The following is a 12949-nucleotide window of genomic DNA, read 5'->3' on the forward strand; positions in this document are numbered from 1 at the left end:
GCATCACGCCCACCAGCGGAAGGACTCCCGTGCGCTCCGAGCTGTCCCCCGCGACCACCGTACTCCCGCACTCCCGCGTGCCCTACTGGGACAACGCCCGTGTAGCCTGCATCATCCTCGTGGTGCTCGGGCACAGCATCCAGCGGCTGATCCACGAGTCGGATGCCGCACTCACCACCTACCTCGTCGTCTACGCCTTCCACATGCCCGCGTTTGCCATCGTGAGCGGATACTTCGCCCGCTCGGGCGCACCTACCACCCGGCAGATGACGCGGGTCCTGACCGACATTGTGCTGCCCTACATCATCATGGAGTCCATCTGGAGCCTCGTGCAATTCATGGCCGAAGACAAGACTCACATCAACCCCACCCGACCCTCCTGGACGCTGTGGTTCCTGCTCGCACTCGGCGTATTCCGCCTGGTTATGCCCTACCTCGTCCTGCTGCGCTGGCCGCTGGCCTGGGCGGTCGTGATCTCGGTCGGGGTGGGCTACTTCGGCAACGTCGATAACACGTTTGCGCTGTCGCGTGCGCTCGGCATCCTGCCCTTTTTTGTGTTCGGCTGGCAACTACGCCGGTGGGGCCTCGCGGAGCGGTGGCTGGCGCTACGACGCGGCTCCACAGCCGTGCGCGGCGCGGCGATAACGCTGCTCCTCGGCTGGATTGTCGTGGTACTCACGTTCCTCGACACGTGGCGCAGCGTAGAACTGCGCTTCTGGTTCTTCTACGACGACTCCTACGTGGGACTCGGCAGTCAGGAGTGGTGGGCTGGCGGCATCCGCCTGGGCGTGATCGCGCTCGCCGCGGTATTGAGCGTGGCGTTCCTTGTTCTGGTGCCCCGCACGCCCAACCGGATGACGCGCTACGGGCAGTTCACCATGTACGTCTACCTACTGCACAGCTTTGTGCTCTACCCACTACGTGAGAGCGGCGTGATGCGGCACACCGGATTCCCCGACCTCTGGCTGACGGGGATGCTGCTGCTGTCGATTATTCTGACCGTAGTGCTGTCGAGCGCACCGGTTCGACGACTGTGTCGGCCGTTTGTGGAGCCGAAACCACGCTGGCTTTTCGCACCCGAGCCGCCGGATACGTCACGATCATCGCCACGGTGACCCCGATCATCCCGCCAATCGTGTTGGCAATGACATCTCGCAGATCCGGGACGCGCTGGGGCAGGAACATCTGGACGGTTTCGATTCCCACCGTGGCCAGGACACACACCTGGACAGCAAACCACCAGTAGCGGCGGCCCAGCAGCAAGATGAGGAACATCCCGCCCGGGACGAACATCAGGATGTTGGAAATAAATTCCAGGTGGGGAAAATCGAACCAGTTCAGGGGCTCCCACAGACTAATGCGCCATGCCACCATACGCATGAAGGCGTCGCCGTGGTCGTCAAGCGGCTGCGGCCCGAGGGTCATCCACGCCACGATCGCCAAGTACACCACGGTGAAGACGGTGAGGCGCGGGTGCTGACGGAACATCATCTCAGTCTTTCACCTCTCACTGGGCAAGCCCCGAACGGTGCGGTTGGCGGCGCGTCGCCCCCCGGCGGGCCGCGCGCGGCCAGGTCAGACCCCTCTGGCACACTGTCCCTATGACCCCAACCGCCGCACACGCTCGTCATATCCTGCGCACCCTCGTGGGTCGGGAGGACGCCGAGTTTCATGTCGGCCAGTTGGAGGCCATCGAGACACTCGTGGACGACCGACGCCGGGCGCTCGTGGTACAGCGCACCGGGTGGGGAAAATCAGCCGTGTACTTTGTGGCCACCCTGCTGCTGCGTCAGCGGGGTGCAGGCCCCACTATCCTCGTCTCGCCACTGCTTGCCCTCATGCGCGACCAGGTCGCCGCCGCCGCCCGGGCCGGAGTACGTGCGGTCGCCATAAACTCGGCCAACGTCCACGAGTGGGATGACGTGCTGCGAGCAATCGCCGCAGACGAGGTCGATGTGCTCCTCGTCTCCCCCGAGCGGCTGAACAACCCCGCCTTCCGCGATGAGCACCTGCCCGCCCTGCTCTCCCGGGCCGGGATGCTCGTGGTTGACGAGGCCCACTGCATCTCCGACTGGGGCCACGATTTCCGCCCCGACTACCGGCGACTGCGCGATCTGATCGCGCAGATGCCCGAGGGCGTCCCCGTGCTCGCGACCACCGCAACCGCCAATAGCCGCGTGGTCACCGATGTCGCCGAGCAAGTGGGGATGAACGTCCACGGGCATCCGGTCGAGGTCGTCACGGTGCGTGGCCCCCTCGCCAGGGCCTCGCTGCGCCTGGGTGTGCTCCCGCTACCGGATACCCGAACCCGCCTCGCCTGGCTCCTCAGCCATCTGAACGACCTACCCGGCAGCGGCATCATCTATACGCTCACGGTCTCCGCCGCCGACGATACCGCCCGGCTCCTGCGCGACGCCGGCCACGCCGTGCGCTCCTACACGGGCCAGACCGACACGGAGGAACGCGAGCGCTCAGAAGAGATGCTCACCCGCAACGAGGTCAAGGCTCTCGTCGCCACGAGCGCACTCGGGATGGGTTTCGACAAACCCGACCTGGGCTTTGTGGTGCATCTGGGCGCACCCTCCTCCCCCGTGGCTTACTACCAGCAGGTGGGCCGCGCCGGACGCGCGACCGACAACGCCGAGGTGCTCCTGCTACCCGGGCCCGAGGATGAGGCCATCTGGCGATACTTCGCCACCGCATCCATGCCGAGCGCCGACAACGCGCGCGCGGTGCTCGATACGCTGCGGGCGAGTGACGGCCCGCTCTCCACCCCCGCACTAGAGTCACGGGTCAATCTGCGCCGCACCCCGCTCGAGCTGTTACTCAAGGTACTCGACGTGGATGGCGCGGTCACCCGGGTGCGGGGCGGCTGGCTCGCCACCGGTGAGCCCTGGGAGTACGACGAGGAACGCTACACCCGCATCGCCGCCGAACGCCGCATCGAGCAGAACGCCATGCTGGCCTACGAATCCACTGCGGACTGCCGCATGGAATTCCTCCAGCGCGCCCTCGACGACGACACCGCCGCGCCCTGTGGCCGCTGCGATAACTGCTCCGGCCCCTGGTATCCCACCGATCTCCTCGCCGCTGCCCACACCGAGGCAACCACCGCACTCGACCGGGTGGGAGTCCTCCTCGAACCGCGTGCGCAATGGCCCACCGGAGCCGCACGACTCGGGGTTGAGGTGCGCGGCAACATCCCACCCGCCCAGCGTCTCGCCCCCGGGCGCGCCCTCGCCCGCCTCACCGACCTGGGCTGGGGTGGCACCCTACGCGAGCTTTTCGCCCCCGGGCAACCAGATGCCCCCGCCAGCCAAGCACTCCTCGGCGGTTGCGTGCGCGCACTCGCCGACTGGGGGTGGGCGGAGCGCCCGGCCGCGGTGGTGAGCGTACCCTCCCGCAGTCGGCCGCAACTGATCGACTCGGTGGCCCGAGGCCTCGCGAGCGCGGGACGACTCCCCTACCTGGGCACGCTCGACCACGCGGGAGGCGGACCCAGCGGCGCACCCGGCGGCAACAGCGCCTACCGCCTCGCGGGAGTATGGAACAGATTCACCGTGGGCTCCGCACTCGCCGACGCCCTCGACGCGTACGCCGGTCAGCCGGTGCTCCTCGTGGATGATCAGGCAGACAGCCGTTGGACCCTCACGGTCGCCGGGCGGGTCCTACACGCGGCCGGGGTCGCCACGGTGTTGCCATTTGTCCTCGCGGTGCGGTAGGAAGGGAAGATGACTCCCCCCGTCGGAAACGTCTACGCCACACTCAGCCCCCGCCTGGGTGTGTACCTGGCACTCCAGATCACGGCCAGCGGAACGGGTGACAATGCGGGGCGTGTGGCGCTCGCCCTCCTGGACTGGCAAGACCCAGAGCTGCCCGCCACAGGCACCCTCGATACGATCCATATGCAGCCGCCACTCGTCGCGAGCGCGTGGGAATCACCGACCCACTGGTGGGCTCCATTCCCCCTTCCCGAATCCTGGATACCCCTCGGCCACGCCGAGCCGGTTATCACCGTGCCACCACCGCCCGCGGTGCTCGGCTGGGACGTCTGGGAACGCAGCGACTGGATGAACGTCACCCGGGAGCAGAAACGCAGCTTCTCCGTCTCCCGCATGGATGACGACCCGGCTGCCGTGCTCACCCTCGCCGGGACCGCCCTCCCGATCAGCACCGAGCGGATGACTGCCGAGCAGGTGGGCGCACTCAGCGATCTGGCCGAACTAGACCGACTGCCCGGGCTCACGGCACTCGCCGCCAACACCCCCGCCCTCGGCCTGCCGCAATACTTACGTGAGCGCCCGTTTATCCGCCAGGTGACCCTCCACAACCACAGCCTCACCCGGGTGGATATGCGCGACACGCGAATCTTTACACTCACACTTGACGCGACCGGGGTCACGGATATCTTCCTCGGCGAGCATCAGACCGTCCTGGTGCTCACGGGCCGGGTACAACCGGGCCTGCGCATCCACGGTGACGGCACCTGGCTCACTCTCGCCGGGCCGCGCAGCATCGTGGGCTGCATCGGGCCGGATTCTCTCGGCGGTGTCACCATACATGCCGCGGCAGACGGCACCCCCCACCACGGCACCGCCGGAACGGACGACACCGTTGACCTCGCCGTGATCGCGCGCCGATTCCCCGGCATCACGCAGCTCACGGTGCACGGTGCACCGAGCCGACTCGGTCACCTCTCCGCACTCGCCGACTTCGCCAGCCTGCGTTTCCTAGAACTTAACGCGATCAGCTCAGCCGACACCGAGACGGTGCTGGGGCAGCCCCGACCCGCTCAGCTACCACCGCTCGAACGGGTCGCGCTCAACCGGGTCGAGCGCGACACGATCCAGGCCGTCGCCGCCCTCAGCCAGGACACGACAGCGATCCGGGGCAGCGAATTCGCCGAGGGCTGAGCCCCCCGCACGCGCCACATCTACCCGGCCCCAGGGCGGACTACACGCCAGGGATGAAAAAACGTTTGAAACTCTATGTTTCACGCGCATTAATAACGCGTACCGGATATTCCACGAAGGGTTGCGGTATCCGTTAACGGCACCTAACGTGGCTCCCAGTCAACGCAAAGAGGCAGTTTCCGGGTTTCAACCAACTGCCGGACTCTCACAGCTGCTTCTCGCTCCCCCCTCCGGGGCGGCCACCTCATCTGAGCAGAAAATACGCATAGAGAAAGTTCTATTCTCATGACTATTTTGACGTTCCTTCACACAGCCCCCAGGATCATTCCCGGCTCGGTGAACGCCATTTTCCCGCACAACTTCTTTGACGGCTGGACCGTCTACCTTCCTCTCGCCATCGCCGGCACGATCGTCTGGGCGCTCTGGCTCTACCGCGTCATCCTCTCGGGCCTCGCGAAACCCATCGTCTCGGATTTCCGCGCCACCAGCTCCGTGGTCGTGCCGTCCTACCACGAAGACCCCGACATCCTGATGCGCTGCCTCGACACCTGGCGGGAGCAGGGCCCCGATGAAATCATCATCGTGCTCGACGTGGCCGACACCGAGGCCTACGCCCGCATTGACCGGCTGGGCGACCCGAGGGTACGACCCATCCTCTTCCACCACGCGGGTAAACGATCGGCGCTCGGGGCCGGTATCCGGCTCGCCCAGGGCGAATTACTGATCCTCGTGGACTCCGACACCTCGTGGCTACCCGGCCTACTGGAGAACGTGCAGATGCCATTTGCTGACCCGGCCGTCGGCGGCGTGAGTACCCAGCAAAACGTGTACCAGCGTCACTCCAGCCTGTGGCGAAAAGTTGCCGACTGGATGGTTACCCTGCGCTACTACAACTACGTGCCCGCCATGGGCCGGGCCGGAGCGGTGCCCTGCCTCTCGGGGCGCACCGCCGCCTACCGACGCGACGCCGTGCTCCCCGTGCTCGACAACCTGGAAAACGAGTTCTTCCTGGGGCGCCGCTGCATCTCGGGTGATGATGGCAGGCTCACCTGGCTGGTTCTCGCCTCGGGATACAAGACGGTGCACCAGTCCTCCGCCCGGGCGCTGTCCATGTTCCCCTCCGCGTTCTCCGCATTTGTGAAGCAGCGCGTGCGCTGGAGCCGCAACTCCTACCGCTGCTACCTCACGGCCATCGCGAAAGGATGGGTGTGGCAGGTGCCGTTTGTGACCAAGATCACGGTGTTGCAGATCCTCATCACCCCGCTCACGATGGGTTTCACCATCTGGTACCTCATGTTCAGCCGGGCCAGTCTGGCCCCGGTTGGCCTCGGCCTCGCACTGGGTTGGCTGCTCCTCGGCCGGGCTATCCGGGGATTCTCGGATCTCAAGCGGCACCCGTGGGACATCCTCATCCTGCCCGTCATGGCGTTTGCGGTGATCTTCGTGGCCCTCCCCATCAAGGCGTACGCATTTGTCACCATGAATAAGCAGGGCTGGCTCACCCGCCACGCCGACACCATCGGCGGCGACGGCCAGGCCGCACACACCCTGGAGCCCACATTCGAACCCGCATTGGAGGCATCATGATGCGCCACACCTCGCGCCTCGCGGCGGTAGTGACCGCCGGGGGTCTGCTGTCCACCGCGATTCTTCCCGGCCTCGGCACCCTCGACACGACCGCCGCCTGGGCCGATACAACGTCGGACACCGGCGCCGAACCCACCACTGACACCGGTTCAACTGGCCGCGCCTACCCGGGAGACCCGGACCGCGAATCGGTGCTCGTCACCCGCGAAGAGGCCCGAATCGACACCCTGCGGGGTGCCGCCTCAGCCGCACAGTGGCCCGGCTCCGGGCTGAGCGCGCCGTTCACCGTCACCCCCGCGAACGCGCTGCCCACGGTGGTGCTGGTGCCGGCAACGGCCCCCTACACCTATCAGGACCTCGTGGATATCCCCGACACCCTCAGTCGGCAACCCGACGGCTCCTACCTGCTCTCGAAGAGCGTCGTTGTGGTGGCGGGTGCCACGCTCGACCTCAGTATGCCCAACGATCACGAGCTCCACCTGGCGAGCTCCCCCGACGGCTACGTGTCGATCCTGGGGTTGGGCGGTACCCTCCGGGGCGCGGGAACGGCCGAGCATCCGCTCACCATCACCGGCTGGGATGCCGCGGCCCAGACCCCCGACACCCTCACCGACGACGGGCGGGCCTACATCCGCACTCTCGGCGGCACCGCCGTGCTCAGCCAGACGCACCTCGACCACCTGGGCTTCTGGAGCGGCAATACGGGCGGTCTAGCTATCACCGGGGCATCGGAGGTGTCCACACCCGCGGATGCTGATACCTCTGCGGCATCCGGTGCCCCCGCCACCGGCCGCCTCGACCACGTCATCATCGACGGAAACGCCTTCGGCATCTTCGTCAACGGCGCGACGGGAGTGAGCATCATCAACAGTCTGATCGTGAATAGTCTCGTCGATGGGATCGTCTTCCATCGTGAGGTCACCAGCAGCAGCGTACGATCCACAATCACGAGCAACAACGCCGTGGACGGCCTGAGCGTGACCCGGGCCTCGACGGGCATCCACGTGACGGGTGTCACCTCAGAACACAACGGTCGCGACGGCTTCGCGTTTGACGGCACCCCCCTGGCCGACGGGCCAAGCGCCACCGGGGCCGCCGTGGACGACTACGGCAATAACGTCCTCTCCACAAGCACCACGAGCACCAACGAACGCTACGGCGTGCGCGTGGTCGGGGGCGAAAACGTGCAGGTGACGCGCAACACCGTGCGCAACAACGAGACGGGTATCGCCCTGTCGGGGGCTGCCTCCGACGTGGTCGTCAGCCACAACACCGTGACCAACAGTGACGAGCACGGCATCACGGTCGTTGATGCCGTGCAGGATGCCTCCGTCACCGGTAACACTGTAACCGGGGCCGACACCGGCATCTACCTGCGCGACTCAACCGGTCAGGTGACGGGCAACACCGTCACGGAGGCCACCAACCACGGGGTCACACTCGTGGGGACCAACAACGGGTCGGTCGTAAAAGACAATACCCTGGCCGGGGAGGGCCCCACCGCGATTGACCTGGAACGCGGCACGGGTACCACCCTGGGAACCAACGCGGTGGCGGACTGGTCACGCGCACGGAGCCTGCCCATCATTATCCGGGAAATCTTCCAGCCCCTCACGGTGCTGTGGGTTATCCTCGCGACACTGCTCGTCCTGACGGCGACGCGCGGGGCCCGGCGACGCACCCAGGGCATCCACAACCCGTACGAGGAGATGCGCCCGCTCAGCCAGTTCACGGAGGGGATGGTCTCCCCCGAGGCGGTGGGTCTGGTAGCCAGCCCGGTGCCCGCGACCGCACACTCAACGGTGCGCTACGGCGAGCCCGATAACGGGCCGGCCGGAGTCCGCGGATGACGCGCGCGCAGGTGTACTGGCTCGCGGCGGCCGCGGTCGGAGTCCTGACCATCGCTGCCATCCTGTGGAGCGTAGCGTCCGGGCCGCGGGGTGAACCCACGACCCGGGCGTCCACCGCCCCCGCCGACACGACCCCGACCGAGGAAGCCACCCCCGCCCCGGCTGCCGCTGCGGGTGACTGCCCCGCGGCAACGGTCACGGTGGGGACGGCCCGCGAGCTCACCCGGGCGCTGTCCGCGGCCGAGCCGGGAAGCGTCATCCGGTTGCGGCCGGGGGTCTACTCCGGCACGTTTGAGGCGAGCGATGCGGGCACCGCGGCCAACCCGGTGTGGCTGTGCGGCAGCGCCGACAGCGTCCTCGACGGTGGTGACATCACCGACGGCTACGTGCTGCACCTCGACGGGGCTGACTACTGGAACCTCAGCGGTTTCACGGTGCGGAACGGCCAGAAGGGCGTGATGCTGGATGCCACGGCCCACGCCAGCCTCACCGGGCTCACGGTCACCGATATCGGTAACGAGGGTATCCACCTGCGAAACAACAGCGTTTCAAACACCGTCAGCGGCAACACCGTGAGCCACACCGGAAAAGTGAAACCCAAGTTTGGTGAGGGCATCTACGTGGGCACGGCCGAGAGCAACTGGTGTCGGATCACAAACTGCAACCCGGACCGCAGCGACAACAACACCGTGGCGAACAACACCATCTCGGATACCACAGCCGAAAGCGTCGATATTAAGGAGGGCACAACGGGTGGCAGCCTGAGCGGCAACTCCTTCGACGGCACGGCCATCACCGCCGCCGACTCGTGGGTGGATGTGAAAGGAAACGACTGGACCGTGACCGACAACACCGGTGTCAACTCACCCGAGGACGGCTTCCAAACTCACGAGATCCTGGACGGCTGGGGAAACGGCAATTCCTTCAGCACCAACACCGCACACGTCAACGGCCCGGGATTTGCGATCAAAACAACCCCCGTGCTGGCCAACGTCGTGCACTGTAACAACGTCGAATCCGGGGCAGCCAGAGGGCTGTCCAACGTGGGCTGCGTCGGCTAACGCCCGCACCTCGTTCCCCGAACCTCACACAACCCGCAGGTTACCCCTCGGTGACCCTCCCCGTTGATTTTTAGGAGCATCCCATGACAACTCTCAACCTCACCCCCGACCACCGCCCCACCACCCTCGTCGGCACCATTCCACCCATCGCCGAGCACCCACGCCTGACCGTCATCGGCACCGGCTACCTGGGAGCCACCCACGCCGTCAGCATGGCCGTCCTCGGCTACGAGGTGCTCGGCGTGGATGTTGACGCTGCGAAGATCGCCCTGCTCGCGTCGGGCCGCGTGCCATTCTATGAGCCGGGCCTGCCCGAAAAACTGCGCGAGGCCCTCGACACGGGCCGCCTGCGCTTCACGACCGACTTCACCGAGGCCGCCGAGTGGGGCGATGTGCACTTCATCTGCGTGGGCACCCCGCAGGCCCACGACTCCAACGCGGCCGACCTCACCTACGTGGACCGGGCGTTCGCCACGCTCAGTTCGGCGATCACGCGCCGGGCCCTGATCGTGGGCAAATCAACCGTTCCTATCGGAACCGCGGCGCGGCTGACCGAACTCGTGCGAGCCTCCTCGCCGGTGGGTGAGCGCGTCGAGCTCGCCTGGAACCCCGAGTTTCTGCGCGAGGGCTACGCGGTGGAGGACACCCTGCACCCCGACCGCCTCGTCTTCGGGGTGCAATCGGAGTGGGCTGAGGCCCAGCTGCGCGCGGCCTTCCGACCGATCCTCGACGCGGGTACACCCCTCGTCATCGCCGACCTGGCAACCGCTGAACTCGTCAAGGTGGCAGCCAACTCCTTCCTCGCCACCAAGATCTCCTACATCAACGCGATGGCGGAGGTGTGCGAGGCGACGGGGGCCGACGTCAACATCCTCGCCTCGGCGCTCGCCTACGACAGCCGCATTGGCTCGCGTTTCCTCAAGCCGGGCCTGGGATTTGGCGGCGGTTGCCTACCCAAAGATATCCGGGCGTTCATCCACCGCGCGGAGGAACTCGGGGTTGGCCAGGCCGTAACGTTCCTGCGCGAGGTGGACGGTATCAACCAGCGGCGACGCACGCGTACGGTGGACGTCATCCGCGAGATGGTTGGTGGATCCCTGGAGGGCGTCCCCGTGGCCGCCCTGGGGGCCGCGTTCAAGCCAAACTCGGACGACATCCGTGATGCACCGGCCCTCGATGTGGCACGGATGCTCAGCGCCGAGGGGGCCATCGTGACCATCTACGACCCGGAGGCCATGCCCAACGCCCGGCGAGCGTATCCCGAACTCTCGTTTGCCCCCTCGCTCCCCGAGGCCGTGCGCGGGGCCGAGGTCGTCGCGCTGCTCACCGAGTGGGCTGAGTTCCGGGAGGCCCGCCCCGACGACCTGGGCCGCCTGGTGGCCCACCGCCGCATCGTGGACGGTCGCCATGCCCTCAACGCGGACGAGTACCGGGCGCGCGGCTGGGAGTACCGCGCCCTCGGCCGCCCCGTCGAGTCGCGCACGGTGGAGCTCCTCTCGGATGCGCGCGACTAGCTAGCCGGGGTAACCACACAGAACGTGCGCCCCGCCGGGACCCTCACCCCGGCGGGGCGCACACCCCCGCGCGGGCTACACTGTGGGAAACCCACAACCCACGGATAGCACCCACACGATGACGACCCCCACGGCGTACACGGAGACGCGCAAAACCACCCCGGCCACCACAGCCCGTCGCGGGCCGCGAGCCTGGCTCGCCGCCCAGCCCGCCTGGGCCCGGGTGCTGGCCGTCTACGTCGCCTCGCGCCTGCTCTCCACCGCACTGCTGGGTGCGATGTTTGCCACAGCCACCGCCCAGCAGTGGGCGTTTGCCAGCCCGCGGATCGCTGCCGACTTTTTCGCCTTCCTCAGCTCCTGGGATGCCTCCTACTACCGCACCATCGCCACCGCGGGATACCCCGCCGAGCTGCCGCTCAACACCTCCGGCGAGGTCGAACCCAACGCGTGGGCTTTTCTTCCCCTCTTCCCGATGCTCAGCCGCGGCCTCATGGCGGTCACGGGTCTCGGTTTTAACGTGGTCGCCCCGCTCATCGCGCTCGTCTGCGGCGGCGTTGCGGCCCTCCTGCTGTACCGGATGCTCCGCCTGCGGGTCGGTCACGTCCCGTCGTTCTGGGCGGTCGTCTTCTTCTGCTTCGGGCCGCTGTCGTTCATCCTCCAAACCGCCTACGCCGAGAGCCTGTACCTGGCACTGCTCTTCGGTGCACTCTGGGCGGTGCTCGCACGACGCTACCTGCTCGTCATCCCATTCGGCGTGCTGGCCGCGTTCACCCGGCCCGGGATTCTCGCCCTCGCCCTCATGCTGGGCATCCACTTCCTGGTGCGACTGTGGCGCTCGGGAACCCCCCGGCGCTGGTGGGGGCGATGGGCCCCGGCAACGACGCAGCCCTTCAGTCTGCGAGACCGACTCTCCCTGGTCGCCGCGGGATTACTGATCGCCGCGGCGGGCCTCAGCTGGCCCCTCATCGCGGATGCCGTCACCGGGTATCCGGACGCCTACCTGGAGACCGAACTCGCCTGGTGGACCGGGTTTGTGGGTCGGCAACACTTCGCCCCACTCACGCCCTGGTTTGTGATGTCCACCCGGTACCTGGGCTGGTGGGGTGCTGTGCTGGTGCTGGCCGTCGCGGCCGGGTTCGCCGCGTGGCTGCTGCGGCGGCGCATCCGGCCGCTCGGGCACGAACTGCTCACATTTTCGGGAAGCTACGCGCTGTACCTCGTGGCGGTCTTCCTGCCGCAGCAGAGCCTGTTTCGGATGGTCCTACCGATGGCCCCGCTGCTCGGCGACCCGGCCCTCTCGGCCACCCGGGCGCGGCGGGTCACGCTGCTGTGCGTGGGGATTGCGCTCCAGCCGGTAGCGATTGTGCTGCTCTGGTTCGTGGGGTACCCGTAGGGCGGATGCCGGGGTGGCGGCATTACTCCGCCGGGAGGTAGGGCCGGAAAGATACCGCCGTTGAGGTGAAGAAGGTGAGCCCGTGCGCAGCCTGCTGCGAGAGCCAGCCCATTTTGAACTCGTATGGTGTACCGGACTCAAAAGAATCGGCTATCCGCTGCATATTCTCACTCGTCACCCCGCGTGTCACGGTAATAGTCCGACAGTTTTTCGTTGTGACCCTCACCGTTGGAACGGAGGAAGACGGTCGCCAGTAGCTCACCGACGAATACCCGGGACTCGCCGAAACGACGTCGCAGCGCACCCAGTCTTTACCCACCCCGTTAAGAAGGGGAACCAGAACACTAAGAGCACAGGCCACCAACAGGAGAGTGACCCCGAGAGCGGAAATCCCGGTGCGGGTCCGCCGCCACCGCTGATTCGCAGCAGGCTGAGCGTGACGGCCTCGGGGCGGCGGAGAGGAGTGTTCTGCCGCTTCGGTCTCGAGCGGGTGGGAGTCACCCACCGGGTCCGAGTTATTCTGCTGGGTCATACGCTCTGCAGGCCTCCGCCGTGGGTGTGAAGAAAGAGAAACTCGTCGCGGCATGTTGCGAGAGCCACCCCATTTTAAACTCAGATGACGCACCGGGCT

At 66.8% G+C, this 12949-nt stretch carries 9 protein-coding genes and 1 pseudogene; 8 read left to right on the forward strand and 2 right to left on the reverse strand.

Annotation, left to right across the window (positions count from 1 at the left end):
* Positions 1-29: 29 nt before the first annotated feature.
* The gene (locus FB466_RS00750) at positions 30-1115 is read left to right on the forward strand and encodes an acyltransferase family protein (RefSeq protein ID WP_141915063.1); all 1086 of its coding nucleotides are present in this window, start codon (positions 30-32) and stop codon (positions 1113-1115) included.
* 22 nt (positions 1116-1137) lie between these two features.
* Here FB466_RS00750 and FB466_RS13675 read toward each other — a convergent pair.
* Positions 1138-1491 (reverse strand): annotated as a pseudogene (locus FB466_RS13675) (VanZ family protein); the annotation flags it as partial.
* A 110-nt stretch (positions 1492-1601) separates the two neighbouring features.
* On the opposite strand from FB466_RS13675, the gene FB466_RS00760 reads away from it, so the two are divergent.
* The 7 genes from FB466_RS00760 (at position 1602) to FB466_RS00790 (ending at position 12318) form a co-directional block, all read left to right on the forward strand.
* On the forward strand, positions 1602-3722 hold the full coding sequence (locus FB466_RS00760) for a RecQ family ATP-dependent DNA helicase (protein WP_141915066.1): 2121 nt from the start codon (positions 1602-1604) through the stop codon (positions 3720-3722).
* Positions 3723-3731: 9 nt separating this feature from the next.
* Positions 3732-4913: a hypothetical protein gene (locus FB466_RS00765; RefSeq protein WP_141915068.1), complete on the forward strand. Its 1182-nt coding sequence runs from the start codon at positions 3732-3734 to the stop codon at positions 4911-4913.
* A gap of 285 nt (positions 4914-5198) precedes the next feature.
* On the forward strand, positions 5199-6500 hold the full coding sequence (locus tag FB466_RS00770) for a glycosyltransferase (RefSeq protein ID WP_141915069.1): 1302 nt from the start codon (positions 5199-5201) through the stop codon (positions 6498-6500).
* Positions 6497-8350 carry a right-handed parallel beta-helix repeat-containing protein gene (locus FB466_RS00775; RefSeq protein ID WP_141915071.1) on the forward strand — a complete coding sequence of 618 codons (1854 nt, stop codon included), beginning with the start codon at positions 6497-6499 and terminating at the stop codon, positions 8348-8350. Before FB466_RS00770 ends, FB466_RS00775 begins: the two co-directional genes overlap by 4 nt.
* Entirely contained in the window at positions 8347-9411 is a 1065-nt protein-coding gene (locus FB466_RS00780) for a right-handed parallel beta-helix repeat-containing protein (RefSeq protein WP_141915073.1), read from the forward strand. The genes FB466_RS00775 and FB466_RS00780 overlap by 4 nt, the downstream gene beginning before the upstream one ends.
* A gap of 83 nt (positions 9412-9494) precedes the next feature.
* Positions 9495-10925 (forward strand): UDP-glucose dehydrogenase family protein, encoded by a 1431-nt coding sequence (locus FB466_RS00785; protein ID WP_141915074.1) that lies wholly within the window; start codon positions 9495-9497, stop codon positions 10923-10925.
* A gap of 118 nt (positions 10926-11043) precedes the next feature.
* Positions 11044-12318 carry a mannosyltransferase family protein gene (locus FB466_RS00790; protein WP_246054480.1) on the forward strand — a complete coding sequence of 425 codons (1275 nt, stop codon included), beginning with the start codon at positions 11044-11046 and terminating at the stop codon, positions 12316-12318.
* A gap of 22 nt (positions 12319-12340) precedes the next feature.
* Here FB466_RS00790 and FB466_RS00795 read toward each other — a convergent pair whose 3' ends face one another.
* Positions 12341-12850, reverse strand: a complete 510-nt coding sequence (locus FB466_RS00795) for a hypothetical protein (RefSeq protein ID WP_141915076.1) — start codon at positions 12848-12850, stop codon at positions 12341-12343.
* Positions 12851-12949: the final 99 nt, after the last annotated feature.

Origin of the sequence: Klugiella xanthotipulae (assembly GCF_006716695.1) — a bacterium.
Classification (GTDB): Bacteria; Actinomycetota; Actinomycetes; order Actinomycetales; family Microbacteriaceae; genus Klugiella; species Klugiella xanthotipulae.

What these genes read in the sequence shown, in the direction of transcription:
- FB466_RS00775 (WP_141915071.1), top strand. Translation starts at nt 6,497, where the DNA reads ATGATGCGCCACACCTCGCGCCTCGCGGCGGTAGTGACCGCCGGGGGT.
- FB466_RS00795 (WP_141915076.1), bottom strand. Translation starts at nt 12,850, where the DNA reads ATGACCCAGCAGAATAACTCGGACCCGGTGGGTGACTCCCACCCGCTC.
- FB466_RS00790 (WP_246054480.1), top strand. Translation starts at nt 11,044, where the DNA reads ATGACGACCCCCACGGCGTACACGGAGACGCGCAAAACCACCCCGGCC.
- FB466_RS00785 (WP_141915074.1), top strand. Translation starts at nt 9,495, where the DNA reads ATGACAACTCTCAACCTCACCCCCGACCACCGCCCCACCACCCTCGTC.
- FB466_RS00760 (WP_141915066.1), top strand. Translation starts at nt 1,602, where the DNA reads ATGACCCCAACCGCCGCACACGCTCGTCATATCCTGCGCACCCTCGTG.
- FB466_RS00765 (WP_141915068.1), top strand. Translation starts at nt 3,732, where the DNA reads ATGACTCCCCCCGTCGGAAACGTCTACGCCACACTCAGCCCCCGCCTG.
- FB466_RS00780 (WP_141915073.1), top strand. Translation starts at nt 8,347, where the DNA reads ATGACGCGCGCGCAGGTGTACTGGCTCGCGGCGGCCGCGGTCGGAGTC.
- FB466_RS00770 (WP_141915069.1), top strand. Translation starts at nt 5,199, where the DNA reads ATGACTATTTTGACGTTCCTTCACACAGCCCCCAGGATCATTCCCGGC.